This is a genomic window from Kocuria sp. HMSC066H03, from assembly GCF_001812045.1.
In the GTDB taxonomy this organism is placed as follows: domain Bacteria; phylum Actinomycetota; class Actinomycetes; order Actinomycetales; family Micrococcaceae; genus Kocuria; species Kocuria rhizophila.
Map to the genome: position 1 here is coordinate 277,014 of NZ_KV807509.1, position 13,180 is coordinate 290,193.

At 69.2% G+C, this 13,180-nt stretch carries 9 protein-coding genes; 4 read left to right on the plus strand and 5 right to left on the minus strand.

All coding sequences use genetic code 11. The features are described 5' to 3' along the window. Positions 1–25 precede the first annotated feature (25 nt). The 3 genes from HMPREF2833_RS10060 (at position 26) to HMPREF2833_RS10070 (ending at position 3,939) form a co-directional block, all read left to right on the plus strand. Positions 26–2,638, plus strand: coding sequence for a DEAD/DEAH box helicase (locus tag HMPREF2833_RS10060; protein ID WP_070637874.1), 2,613 nt, complete (start codon positions 26–28; stop codon positions 2,636–2,638). A gap of 75 nt (positions 2,639–2,713) precedes the next feature. Continuing rightward, positions 2,714–3,442 (plus strand): transcriptional regulator, encoded by a 729-nt coding sequence (locus HMPREF2833_RS10065; protein WP_070637877.1) that lies wholly within the window; start codon positions 2,714–2,716, stop codon positions 3,440–3,442. After that, positions 3,439–3,939: a hypothetical protein gene (locus HMPREF2833_RS10070; RefSeq protein WP_053069377.1), complete on the plus strand. Its 501-nt coding sequence runs from the start codon at positions 3,439–3,441 to the stop codon at positions 3,937–3,939. The genes HMPREF2833_RS10065 and HMPREF2833_RS10070 overlap by 4 nt, the downstream gene beginning before the upstream one ends. 64 nt (positions 3,940–4,003) lie before the next feature. Here the strand turns inward: HMPREF2833_RS10070 and HMPREF2833_RS10075 are convergent, their stop codons facing one another. From HMPREF2833_RS10075 to HMPREF2833_RS10095, 5 genes are all read right to left on the minus strand, one after another. Next, positions 4,004–5,311, minus strand: a complete 1,308-nt coding sequence (locus HMPREF2833_RS10075) for a TerC family protein (protein WP_070637879.1) — start codon at positions 5,309–5,311, stop codon at positions 4,004–4,006. Positions 5,312–5,560: 249 nt separating this feature from the next. Next, positions 5,561–6,775, minus strand: coding sequence for a TerC family protein (locus tag HMPREF2833_RS10080; RefSeq protein ID WP_070637881.1), 1,215 nt, complete (start codon positions 6,773–6,775; stop codon positions 5,561–5,563). 107 nt (positions 6,776–6,882) lie between these two features. Then, positions 6,883–9,018, minus strand: coding sequence for an excinuclease ABC subunit UvrB (gene uvrB / locus HMPREF2833_RS10085; RefSeq protein WP_039101214.1), 2,136 nt, complete (start codon positions 9,016–9,018; stop codon positions 6,883–6,885). Positions 9,019–9,193: 175 nt separating this feature from the next. Then, on the minus strand, positions 9,194–9,820 hold the full coding sequence (coaE, locus tag HMPREF2833_RS10090; protein WP_052239262.1) for a dephospho-CoA kinase: 627 nt from the start codon (positions 9,818–9,820) through the stop codon (positions 9,194–9,196). Continuing rightward, positions 9,786–12,179, minus strand: coding sequence for a dephospho-CoA kinase (locus HMPREF2833_RS10095; protein WP_070637883.1), 2,394 nt, complete (start codon positions 12,177–12,179; stop codon positions 9,786–9,788). Before HMPREF2833_RS10095 ends, coaE begins: the two co-directional genes overlap by 35 nt. A 243-nt stretch (positions 12,180–12,422) precedes the next feature. On the opposite strand from HMPREF2833_RS10095, the gene HMPREF2833_RS10100 reads away from it, so the two are divergent. Further along, entirely contained in the window at positions 12,423–13,154 is a 732-nt protein-coding gene (locus HMPREF2833_RS10100; protein WP_070637886.1) for an IMPACT family protein, read from the plus strand. Positions 13,155–13,180 lie beyond the last annotated feature (26 nt).

A 13,180-nucleotide genomic window follows, 5' to 3' on the forward strand; every position in this document is an offset into this window, starting at 1 on the left:
CCCGGCGGCGGATAGGCTGGCGGGGATGAAACTCCTCGACTCCCTGGCACCAGACCTCTCCGCCCCCGGTCACCAGTACCTGCGCGGCGACTTCGCGTCCAACCCGCTGAGCGAGGACGAGATCTACGAGGGGTTCCTCGGCTGGATCGCCTCCCGGGACATGGAGCTGTACCCGGCGCAGGACGAGGCCGTGCTGGAGGTGGCCAACGGGTCCAACGTGATCCTCGCAACGCCCACGGGCTCCGGGAAGTCCACCGTGGCCGTGGCCGCGCACTTCGCCGGGCTTGCCCGGGGGCAGCGCTCCTACTACACCGCCCCCATCAAGGCGCTCGTGTCCGAGAAGTTCTTCGACCTCTGCGAGATCTTCGGGGCGGAGAACGTGGGCATGGTCACCGGGGACTCCGCCGTGAACGCGGAGGCGCCCATCGTGTGCTGCACCGCGGAGATCCTCGCGAACGTGGCGCTGCGTGAAGGCCCGGACGCGGACCTCGGCCTGGTGGTCATGGACGAGTTCCACTTCTACTCCGACCCCCAGCGCGGCTGGGCGTGGCAGGCGCCGCTCATCGAGCTGCCGCAGGCGCAGTTCCTCCTCATGAGCGCCACCCTGGGGGACGTCACCCGCATCGAGCAGCGGCTCACCGACACCACGGGCCGGGCCACGTCCCTGGTCTCTTCGGGCGAGCGGCCCATCCCGCTGCACTTCTACTACTCCGAACGGCCCATCCACGAGGAGCTGGAGGAGCTGCTCACCACACACCAGGCTCCCGTGTACGTGGTGCACTTCTCCCAGCTGGCGGCCGCGGAGCAGGCGCAGAGCCTCATGTCCGTGGACGTGCTCAGCAAGGCGGAGAAGGAACAGGTCGCGGAGCTGATCAAAGACTTCCGCTTTTCGGCGGGCTTCGGCAAGACCCTCAACCGGCTCGTGCGCCACGGGATCGGCGTGCACCACGCGGGCATGCTGCCCAAGTACCGCCGGCTCGTGGAGCAGCTGGCGCAGACCGGGCTGCTCAAGGTCATCTGCGGCACGGACACCCTGGGCGTGGGCATCAACGTGCCCATCCGCACGGTGCTGATCACCGCGCTGTCCAAGTACGACGGCCGCCGCACCCGCCGGCTCAGCGCGCGCGAGTTCCACCAGATCGCCGGCCGCGCCGGGCGGGCCGGCTACGACACCGCCGGGACCGTGGTGGTCCAGGCCCCCGAGCACGTGATCGAGAACGAGCGCGCCATGGCCAAGGCACGTGCCAAGCACGGCGACGACCAGAAGAAGCTGCGCCAGGTCCCCAGAAAAAAGGCGCCCGAGGGCTTCGTGTCGTGGAGCCGCAAGACCTTCGACCACCTCGTGGAGGCCACCCCGGAGCAGCTGAGCTCGTCCTTCGCCATCACGCACTCCATGGTGCTCAACATGCTGCAGCGCCCCGGGGACAACATTGCCGCGGGGTACCGGCTGCTCACCTCGGTGGACGAGCCCCGCGCCCGGCAGCGCGCCCTGCTGCGCCACGCCCTGTCCATCCTCAAGGAGCTGCTGCGCGCCGGGGTGGTCGTACGCCTGCCCGAACCGGACGAGACCGGGCGCCGCTACCGCCTCACCGTGGAGCTGCAGGAGAACTTCGCGCTCAACCAGCCCCTCTCCCCCTTTGCGCTCGCGGCCCTGGGCCTGCTGGACCCCGAGTCCGAGACCTATGCACTGGACGTGGTCTCGGTCATGGAGGCCACCCTGGAGAAGCCCCGCCAGGTGCTGAACATGCAGGAGAAGAAGGTCAAGGGCGAGGCGCTGGCCACCATGAAGGCCGAGGGCCTCGAGTACATGGAGCGCATGCGCGAACTGGACGAGATCACCTACCCGCAGCCGTTGAAGGAGCTGCTGGACCAGGCCTTCGAGACCTACCGGGGTTCCGCCCCGTGGGTGTCCCAGTTCGAGCTGTCCCCCAAGTCGATCGTGCGGGACATGTACGAGCGCGCCATGACTTTCGGGGACTACGTGCAGTACTACGGGCTGGCGCGCTCCGAGGGGATCCTGCTGCGCTACCTCTCGGACGCCTACAAGGCCCTTCGCCAGACGGTGCCCGTGGATGCCACCACCGAGACCCTCACGGACCTCGTGGAGTGGCTCGGCGAGAGCATCCGCCAGACCGACAACTCCCTGCTGGACGAGTGGGAGAAGCTCGCCTCCGGCGAGGAGTCCCCTTCCGGGACCAGCGCCGACTCCCTCGCGGAGCTTGTCGCGGAGCAGCCCGAGGGCGTGACCTCCAACCCGCGGGCGTTCCGTGTGATGGTGCGCAACGCGCTCTTCCAGCGCGTGGAGCTCTTCGCGCAGGAGAAGGACAAGGTGCTCGGAGCCCTGGACGAGAAGTCCGGCTGGGACCGCGACCGCTGGGCGGACGCCATGGACGCGTACTTCGACGAGTACGAGGACATCTACACCGACGCCCAGTCCCGCGGCCCCTCCCTGATCCGCATCACCGAGCATCCCGAGGGTCTGCCGGGCTTCTGGACCGTGGTGCAGGTCTTCGACGACCCCGACGGCCACCACGACTGGGGCATCAACGCGCGCATCGACCTGGCCGCCTCCGACGAGGACGGCTTTCCCGCCGTACTCGTGGACAACGTGGGTCCGGTGACGGACACGGGCCGCTGACACCCCAACCATGCAGTCAGAGATGCATCATCACCTACTATGCATGTGGGACCGCATGACCGAGAGGAGCGGCTCGTGTTTGCACTGACCGTGGACCGTCGCGACTCCCGCGCGGACGCCGAGCGGCTGGACATGCGTGAGCACCTCGACGCGTGCCGCCGGGACCTGCCCCGCCCGCTGGTGGCGTGGGACATCACCGCCGGGGACGAGCTCCAAGCCCTCTACGACGATGCCGCGGCCGCCCTGCAGGCCGCCGTCACCCTGGCCGACGACGGCTCGTGGCACGTGGGACTCGGCGTCGGAGAGGTGGACCGTCCGCTCGCCGACGCGGCGCGGGAGAACACCGGGGCGGCCTTCGTGGCGGCCCGCGAGGCGGTCCAGGCCGCAAAGGACGCCGGTGGCCCCGCCGTGCGCGGCGGCGAGTGGGCCGAACGCGCGGGCGCCCTGCTGGGTCTGCTGTGTGCCGTGCGTGCGCGCCGCACGGACTCCGGTGCCGCGGCCGTGGCCCTGGCCGAGACCGGGATGACCCAGCAGCAGATGGCCGAGCACCTGGGCATCACGCAGTCCTCCGTGTCCCGGCGCCTGGACGCCGCCCTGTGGCACCAGGAGCACGCGGCCCGTGAGGCCCTCACCGCCGTGCTGGCACTCGCGGACGGCACCGCGGCACCGCCCCGAGGTTCCCCCACCCGGACCGCCTCCCCGCGTGCCACCGCCGCCTCCGGCGGGCACGGGCGGTCCGCGCGACAGGACGCCCCCGACGAGGGCACCAACGCATCGTCCGCCCAGGGAGGCACGCGCCCATGACCCACATCCGCCCGCTCACCACCGTGGTGCTGCCCCTCGCACTGGTGCTCGTCACCGCCGCGTGGACGCTCGCGGCCGGAACCGTGCCCAGTGCGTGGGCCTTCCCCGCCCTGCTCGTGGCGGGGACCCTGTCCGGGGACCCCGTGGTCCGTGCCGTCTTCCGCTTCGCGGACCTCTCCGCCGTGCGCGCCCAGCCCTCCGAGAGTCCCTGGGCGGATTCCGAGGCCGCCGCGGAACCCGTGGATCCGCCTCTGCGCGGCGGCCTCGTGATCGGTGCGCTGGAACGCACCGCCGCCATCGCCTCGCTGCTCACCGGGATGGTCGCGGGCATCGGGGTGGTCGTGGCCGTGAAGGGCCTCGCCCGCTACGGCGAGTTCACCAACGCGCAGCAGCGGGAGCAGTTCATCATCGGCACGCTCGTGTCGCTCCTGTGGGCCGCGCTGTTCGCCGGTGCCGCCCTGTGGTGCACCACGCCACCGGGCCCGTTCCCCGGGTAGGGAACGGGCCCGGTCAGGTCTCCGTGCGGCGTCGAGCCCGGCGGGTCAGGCCGGGGCCCACGAACTAGGCGGGTGAGGAGCCGGTCCCGTTCCCGCGATCGGCAGGTGATGCCTCGTGGCCCCGGTCCCGCCGCTCGCCGTCCGGAGTGAAGTCCGGGGAAGGTGTCTGCACCGCCCCGGTCTCCGCGAACTCCCGGTGCTGGCCGCGGGCGGTCTCGAGCATGGTCCGGAACCGGGCCCGGTGCTCGATGAGCTCGTTCTTGTGCTTCTCGGACATCTTGGGGAAGTGGGCCTGCAGCTCGGCGAGCTCGGCGTCGATCCGGTTGCGCTGCTCCGCAGGGGCGTCCGCCGGAAGAGCCAGGTACTGCTCGGTGAGGTCCTGGGTCTTCTGGATCGTGCGCAGTGCCCGGCCCTTGGGGCTGTAGAGGGACGCCAGGACCGTGACCACGAGGACCGTGATGATCACCGCGAGGGACAGGCCGATGCCGATCTCCACCACGGCCACGTGCTCACCGTTGTTGATGAACGGCAGCGTGTTCTCGTGCAGCGCGTGCAGGATGAGCTTCACGCCGATGAACGCGAGGATGATCGACAGACCCCACGACAGGTAGATCAGGCGGTCCAGCAGACCGTCGATCAGGAAGTACAGCTGGCGCAGACCCATGAGGGAGAACGCGGTGGCCGTGAACACGATGTACGGCTCCTGCGTGAGCCCGAAGATCGCGGGGATCGAGTCCAGGGCGAAGAGGATGTCCGTCCCGCCGATCGCCACCATGACCAGGAGCATGGGGGTCAGGGCGCGCTTGCCGTTGTGCACGGTGAAGAGCTTGTCGCCGTCGTAGTAGTCCGTGGTGTGGAACATCTTCCGCGCCAGTCGCACCACGATGTTGTCCGCCTCGTTGGAGGCGTTCTCCGACATCTCCCCCTTGATGAGGTTGCCCGCGGTGAAGACCAGGATGAAGCCGAAGATGTAGAACACCCACGAGAACGCGTTGATGGCCGCGGCGCCCGCGAAGATGAACACGGTGCGGGCCACGAGCGCGAAGATGATGCCGAACAGCAGCACCTTCTGCTGGTCCGCCCGGGGCACCGCGAACGAGCCCATGATGATCAGGAACACGAAGAGGTTGTCCACGGACAGCGCCTTCTCCGTGACGTAGCCCCCGTAGTACTCGGCCATCATGGTGGGGCCGTCCAGCCACAGGATCACGAGGCCGAACAGCAGGGCGATGCCCACGTACACGGCGGACCAGACGGCCGCTTCCTTGATGGTGGGCTCGTGCGCCTTGCGCACGTGGAAGATGAAGTCGTAGGCCAGCAGGCCCAGGATGAAAGCAATGGTGACAGACCACTGCAGCGTGGTGATTTCCACGGTGGGAACTCCTTGTGGGTGGGGTGAACCGCACAAGTCTCTCCCCCACGCTCTGCAACCCGGGGGCGGCAGGAACGTGGTCCGTGCCCGGCCCAGCGACGGCGCTGGACGTACTGACGTGCACGGAGGTGAGGGATACTCCCTTGATCGTCACTCATCATACCGGTGACCGGCCCGTTGGCACAGGGGAAGACGGAAGACGACGACGCCCCTCCGGCACGGTACCGGAGGGGCGTCGAGGCAGACGGGTCAGTGCTGGCGGTGAGCCTCGGCCAGCCGCTCTTCCCGCAGACCGTGGGCACGCTCCAGCAGGTCGTGGTAGCGGGCCTCGGACTCGATGAGCTCGTCCCGGTACTTGGCCTTCACGGTGGGCAGCTGCTCGCGGTACTTCTTCATCTTCTCGGCCGCCTTGGTGCGCTCCTCCACGGGCGCCGACTCCGGCATCTCGAGGTAGCGCTCCGACCAGTCGCGTGCACCGTTGATGATCCGCACCGCGCGACCCTTGGGGCTGAGCAGGGACGCCAGGACCGTGAGGACCAGCACGCCCACGATCACGGCCAGGGAGAACCCGGTGGTCACCTCGACCACGTGCACCGGCTCACCGTCGTTGATGAACGACAGTGTGTTCTCGTGCAGTGCGTGCAGGATGAGCTTCACGCCGATGAAGCCCAAGATGATGGCCAGGCCCCACGAGAGGTAGATGAGCCGGTCCAGCAGACCGTCGATGAGGAAGTACAGCTGGCGCAGGCCCATGAGGGAGAACGCCGTGGCCGTGAAGACAATGTAGGTCTCCTGGGTCAGACCGAAGATCGCCGGGATCGAGTCCAGCGCGAACATGATGTCCGTGAGACCGATCGCGACCATGACCAGCAGCATGGGCGTCATCACGCGCTTGCCGTCGACCTGGGTGAAGAGCTTGTCGCCGTCGTACTCGTCCGTGGTCTTGAGGAAGCGCTTGGCCAGCCGGACCATGATGTTGTTGGCGTCGTCGTCCTCCGCGGAGTCCGTGACCTCACCCTTGACCAGGTTGCCCGCGGTGTAGATGAGGAAGAGGCCGAACACGTAGAACAGTGCGGACCAGCGGTTGATGGCGGCCGCGCCCACGAAGATGAACACCGTGCGGGCGATCAGCGCCACCACGATGCCGAACAGCAGGACCTTCTGCTGGTCCGCGCGGGGCACCTTGAAGGACGCCATGATGATGAGGAACACGAAGAGGTTGTCCACGGACAGCGCCTGCTCCGTGACAAAGCCGGCGTAGTACTCCGCCGCGTAGGTGGGCCCGTCCCAGAAGAGGATCAGCAGACCGAACAGCAGCGCGAGGGACACGTACAACCCCGTCCACATGGCCGCTTCCTTGACGGTCGGCTCGTGCGGCTTGCGGGCGTGGAAGATGAAGTCGTAGGCCAGCAGCCCCACGATCAGTGCAATGGTGAGACCCCACTGCAGACTGGAGATGTCCACGGGTACCCCTTAGGTGAGAAGACGACAGGGAACAACCCGGGTGCGGGCCGTACAGGACCGCCAGTTTACCCGACCCCCTGGTGTGGCCAGGAGGGACGTGGCCCCGCTCACGCGTGCCCGGCGTCCTTCATGCGCCGCAGCTCCTTCTTGAGGTCCGCGATCTCGTCCCGGAGCCGCCCGGCCAGCTCGAACTTCAGCTCCGCGGCGGCATTGCGCATCTGCTCGCTGAGGTCCTCGATGAGCTGGACGAGGTCCTCTGCGGGCGCCGCGGCCACCCCGTCCCGCAGCAGCTTGGACTCCGCAGCGGCCGCCGCCTGGTCCTTCTCCGAGTTCTTCCCCTTGCCGCCCTTGACGGGGGCGGTGTGGTTGTTGGCCGCGGAGCGCTGGGCCAGCAGGGTCCTGGTGTCCTCGTCCTCGCGGGCCAGCTGGTCCGTGATGTCCGCGATCTTCTTGCGCAGCGGCTGCGGATCGATCCCGTGCTCGGTGTTGTACGCCACCTGGATCTCGCGGCGCCGGTTGGTCTCCTCGATGGCCACGTCCATGGAGCGGGTGATCTTGTCCGCGTACATGTGCACCTCGCCCGAGACATTGCGGGCCGCGCGACCGATGGTCTGGATCAGGGAGGTGGTGGAGCGCAGGAAACCCTCCTTGTCCGCGTCCAGGATGGCCACCAGGGACACCTCGGGGAGGTCCAGGCCCTCACGCAGCAGGTTGATGCCCACGAGGACGTCGAACGTGCCCATGCGCAGCTCGCGCAGCAGCTCCACACGACGCAGGGTGTCCACGTCCGAGTGCAGGTACTGCACCTTGACCCCGTGCTCCATGAGGTACTCGGTGAGGTCCTCGGCCATGCGCTTGGTCAGGGTGGTCACCAGGACACGCTCGTCCCGCTCCACGCGCAGCTCGATCTGCTCCAGGAGGTCGTCGATCTGGCCCTTGGTGGGCTTCACGACCACCTGCGGGTCCACCAGCCCCGTGGGGCGGATGATCTGCTCCACCACCGAGTCCACCTTGGACATCTCGTACGGACCGGGGGTGGCGGACATGTACATGGTCTGCCCAATCCGCTCCAGGAACTCGTCCCACTTCAGCGGGCGGTTGTCCATGGCGGAGGGCAGCCGGAAGCCGTGGTCCACCAGGGTGCGCTTGCGGGACATGTCCCCCTCGTACATGCCGCCGATCTGCGGGACGGTCACGTGGGACTCGTCGATGATCAGCAGGAAGTCGTCCGGGAAGTAGTCCAGCAGACAGTGGGGGGCGGACCCGCGCGGACGGCCGTCGATGTGCAGCGAATAGTTCTCGATGCCGTTGCAGTACCCCATCTGCTCCATCATCTCGAGGTCGTACTGGGTGCGCATGCGCAGCCGCTGGGCCTCCACAAGCTTGTTCTGGGACTCGAGCTCCTGCAGCCGCTCCTGCAGCTCGTTCTGGATGGACTCGATGGCCGTGGCCATCCGTTCCGCACCGGCCACGTAGTGGGAGGCCGGGAACACGTACATCTCCTGCTCCTCGTTGATGACCTCCCCGGTGAGCGGGTGCAGGGTGTAGATGGCCTCGATCTCGTCCCCGAAGAACTCGATGCGCAGGGCGTTCTCCTCGTACATGGGGATGATCTCCACGGTGTCCCCCCGCACACGGAACGTGCCGCGGTGGAAGTCGACGTCGTTGCGCACGTACTGCATGTTCACGAACTGGCGCAGCAGGGCGTCCCGGTCCATCTCCTGGCCCACGGCCAGGGTGACCATCTGCTTGACGTACTCCTCGGGCGTGCCCAGGCCGTAGATGCAGGACACGGTGGAGACCACCACGGTGTCCCGGCGGGTCAGCAGCGCGTTGGTGGCGGAGTGCCGCAGCCGCTCCACCTCCTCGTTGATGGAGGAGTCCTTCTCGATGAAGGTGTCCGTCTGCGGGACGTAGGCCTCGGGCTGGTAGTAGTCGTAGTAGGAGACGAAGTACTCCACGGCGTTGTTCGGCAGCAGCTCCCGCAGCTCGTTGGCCAGCTGCGCCGCGAGCGTCTTGTTCTGCACGAGCAGCAGCGTGGGCCGCTGCACGGCCTCGATCAGCCAGGCCGCCGTGGCGGACTTGCCGGTGCCCGTGGCGCCCATGAGCACCACGTCCTTCTCCCCGCCCTGGATCCGCTCCGAGAGCTCCGCAATGGCCTTGGGCTGGTCCCCGGCGGGCTGGAACTCGGACACGACCTCGAACGGCGCGACCACACGGTTGATCTTCTGGGCGAGCGACATGGCACCAGGCTACGCGGGCCCTCCGACACGCACGACGACGCCGCAGGGCCGCCCGGGTGCCCCACCGCACCCGGGCGTGCACCACAGGTCGGGCTCCACCGGTCGGGCCCACCACGTTGGCCCGGCTTACCCCTGGCCACGGCGGGACAGCGGCGACCGCGGTGCGGACCCCGGCTCAGCCCGTCTGCTCCGACCACCACTCGTGCACCTGGCGCACGAGGTCCTCACGCGTACCGGAGTTGTCGAACACCGTGGTGGCCACGGCGCGGCGTTGCGCGTCCGAGGCCTGGGCGGCGATGCGGCGTCGTGCGTCGTCCGGGTCCATGCCGCGGTCGGCGACCATGCGCCGGACCCGCTCGGCCTCGGGGGCCTCAACCACCAGCACGCGGTCCATGTCCGCGTGCTGGCCGGTCTCCACGAGCAGCGGGATGTCCTGCACGAGCACGCCCCCCGGCGGGACGGCGTCCGCGAGCCGCGCGGCCTCGGCCCGCACCAGGGGGTGCATGATGGCGTTGAGCTCCGCGAGCCGAGCCTCGTCCGCGAACACGATCCCGGCCAGCGCCGCGCGGTCCAGGCGCCCGGTGGCCTTATCCACCACGGTGTCCCCGAAGTGCCCGACCACGGCCTCGTAGCCGGCTTCTCCCGGTTCCTGCAGCCGGCGCGCGATCGCGTCCGCGTCCACGACCACGGCCCCGAGGTCGGCCAGGCAGCGGGACACGGTCGACTTCCCGGAGGCGATGCCTCCCGTGAGGCCCACGCGCAGCACGTCAGTGCGTCCCGGGCGTGCGAACGGTGTCGTCATCGTCAGCGGCCTCCTTCGGTTCGTCCTCGTCGAGGACCGGGCGTACGGCGTCCTCCCAGATCTCCCGCACCTGCTCGCGGACCCGCTCGACGCCGTCGTCGTTGACGATCACACGGTCGGCGACCTCACGGGTCTCGTCGTCCGACGGGGCCTGGTCCACGATCTCCCACGCGACGTCCGCGGGCACGCCCTCGTCACGGCGCAGGCGCTGCACGCGCTCCTCCGCGGGGGCCGCGACCGCGACCACGAGGTCGAAGCGGTCCCGCTGCTCGGTCTCCAGGGGGTCCCGCAGCACCTGGACCACCACGCGGTCGGGCCCGGCCTCCCGGGCACGACGCCGCGCGGACTCCCGCATGTGCGGCAGCAGCAGCTCGTGGGCGCGGGCCCGGACGGTGTCGTTGCCCGCCATCAGCTCGTCCAGTGCCTCCATGGTGTCCGCGGCGCCCGCCCCGGGCCCCGTGGGCAGCTGCTCCCCGAAGATCCGGTCCACCTCCGCCCGCGTCTGCGTACCGGGTTCGAGCAGCTCCTGCCACATCTGCACGCTGTCGAGCATGGCCGCTCCGAGCTCCTCGAACGCGTGCGCGGCGGTGCGCTTGCCCGCCGAGGCGCCGCCCGTGAGGGCGAGCTGGAAGACCGGGCGCCCCTCCTGCTCGCGCTGCCAGTGCCACGTGCGAGGCTGGTGGGTGTCGTTCTCCGGTTCCGTGCCCACCTCGTACTCGGGACGGATCACGTACTCGGACACCGCTGAGGTGTCCTCCTGCGCCCGACGGTGGTACTCCTCCGCGGGCAGGACGCGCTTCCACTGCCGGGTGCGCATGGGCTTGGCCGTGCCCGCGTCCTGGCGCAGGGCCTGCAGCAGCATGACCGCCTGCAGCACCACGAGCAGCATCACGGGCGCCCCGATCACGATGATCACTTCCTCCAGGGCGTTGAGCCCGTTCTCGCCCGAAGTGATCAGAATGGCGGTGCACACGGCCCCGACCGCCAGCGTCCAGAAGATGCGCTGCCGCCGCGGCGCCTCGTCCTCGTGCCCGTTGGCCATGGCGTCCATGACCAGGGCGCCGGAGTCGATCGAGGTGATGAAGAAGATCGTGATCACGACCAGGGCCACGAGGGCAGTGACCCCGAAGAACGGCATCGACTGCAGGAACTGGAACAGCGCGGCCTCGGCGTTGCCCTGGGTCACGATCGTCTCCGTGAGGCCGCCCCCGGTTCCCGGTGCGCGGTCCACCAGGATCGCGTTGTAGCCGTAGATCGCCATCCACACCACCACGAACGCGGACGGCACGCCCAGCACACCCACCACGAACTGGCGGATGGTGCGCCCCCGGGAGATCTTGGCCACGAACATTCCCACGAACGGCGCCCACGTGACGGTCCACGCCCAGTAGAACACCGTCCAGTCACCGGACCACTGTCCGCCCCCGAAGGTGTCGTTGAAGAACGCCAGCGTGGGCAGCTGGTTGACGTAGCTTCCCGCGGACTCCACGATCGCGCGCATCGTGTCCATGCTGGCACCGGCCATGAGCACGAACAGCATGAGCGCGACCGCCAGGATGATGTTGCCGTACGAGAGCCGCTTCACGCCCTTCTCCATGCCCGCGAGCACGGAGGCCAGCCCCACCGCGGTGATGACCGCGATGATCGCCGCCTGGATCCAGCCGGCCACGGGGATCCCGTAAACGTAGCTCAGCCCGCTGTTGATCTGCAGAGCACCCAGGCCCACGGACACCGCCAGGCCGAACACGGTGGCCACGATGGAGAGGACGTCGATGGCCTTGCCCCACGGGCCGTGGATGCCGTCCCCGAGCAGGGGGTGGAACGCGGAGGAGACCCGCGGCGGCAGCTTGCGCTTGTACGTGAAGTAGCCGAACGCCAGACCGGGCACGGCCAGAATCGCCCACATGTGGAGACCGAAGTGGAAGTTGGCGATGTTCAGGGCCTCCACGGCGGCCTGGTCGGACCCGGGCTCCGTGCCGTACATGGGCGGGTTGGCGTAGTGGTTGATGGGCTCGGCCACGCCCCAGAACATGAGCACGGCACCCACCCCCGCGGCGAACAGCATGCCGAACCAGGTAAGTCCCGAGTACGCGGGTGCGGAGTCGTCGTCGCCCAGCCGGACCCTGCCGTAGCGGCTGACGGCCAGGCCCAGGGCGAAGATCACCAGGGAGGTCACGCTGAACGTGTAGAACCAGCCCGTCTCGTAGCGCAGCACGTGGGCCACCGCCCCGAAGACGCCGTGCACGGGCTCCGGGAAGAGCCCCATGGCCACCGTGAAGACGACGACGAGTGCGGCTGAGGCGAAGAAGATGGAGGGCGTGGTGCGCAGCCCGAGACGGTCGTGGAGGCGGTTGAGCACGGAGCGGCACTTTCAGTCGGTGGTCGGAACTCACTGGGCCACCGCGTCGGCGGCCCAGCCCACTGTAGCGGCCCTCGGCTCCCGGGCACGGGAGCACTCTGCCCCGATTCCGCGCGGGACCGCCCACCGAGAGGGATGCGATCGCGGCGACCACCCCGGACACGCACGCGACGCGACCACCCCGGCAGGCACGCCACGCGACCCGGTTCAAGAGCCCGTGCCCGGTCTCCCTAGACTGGGAGGATGTCCTCCCATCCGATCCCGGAGCGCCCCGGGGCCGACCAGGCCACCCAGGTCTCATACACGGTCCTGCGGTCCGGAGCGGCGCACACCGCGGAGCTCGAGATCAGGAAGTCACTGTTCCTGGCCGTGCTCGCCCGCGTGGACTCGGAGGACGCGGCCCGTGCGGCCATAGCCGAGGTCACGGCGCAGCACAGGGACGCCCGCCACCACTGCACCGCGTTCGTGCTGGGGCCCACGCGGGACACCACACGTTCCTCGGACGACGGGGAGCCCGCAGGCACCGCGGGCATCCCCATGCTGCAGACCCTCACGCAGTTCGCGACCCCGCAGCAGCGGATTGCGCAGGAGGCGGGAGACCTCTCGGACGTGTGCGCCGTGGTGGTCCGCTGGTTCGGCGGCGTGAAGCTCGGCGCGGGAGGTCTGGTGCGCGCCTACTCCGGGGCCGTCACGGCCGCGCTGGAGACCGCTCCCCTGGCCCGCAGGCTCCGCTGCCGGGAACTGAGCGTGACCGCACCGCACGCCGAGGCCGGGCGGATCGAGGCCGAGCTGCGGTCCCAGGACTACACCATGCTCCCCACCGGCTACGACGCCGCCCGCGCCACCCTGCACCTGCTCGTGCCAGACCACCCTGCCCAGATCGCACGGGCCCACGAGGACCTGGCCGCGGCGACCTCCGGTCACGCGGAGGTCGCGGAGGGAGCCCTCCGGTGGCAGGACGTGCCCCTGGCCTGACCGGGCGGACATGCGAGAGGTCCCGC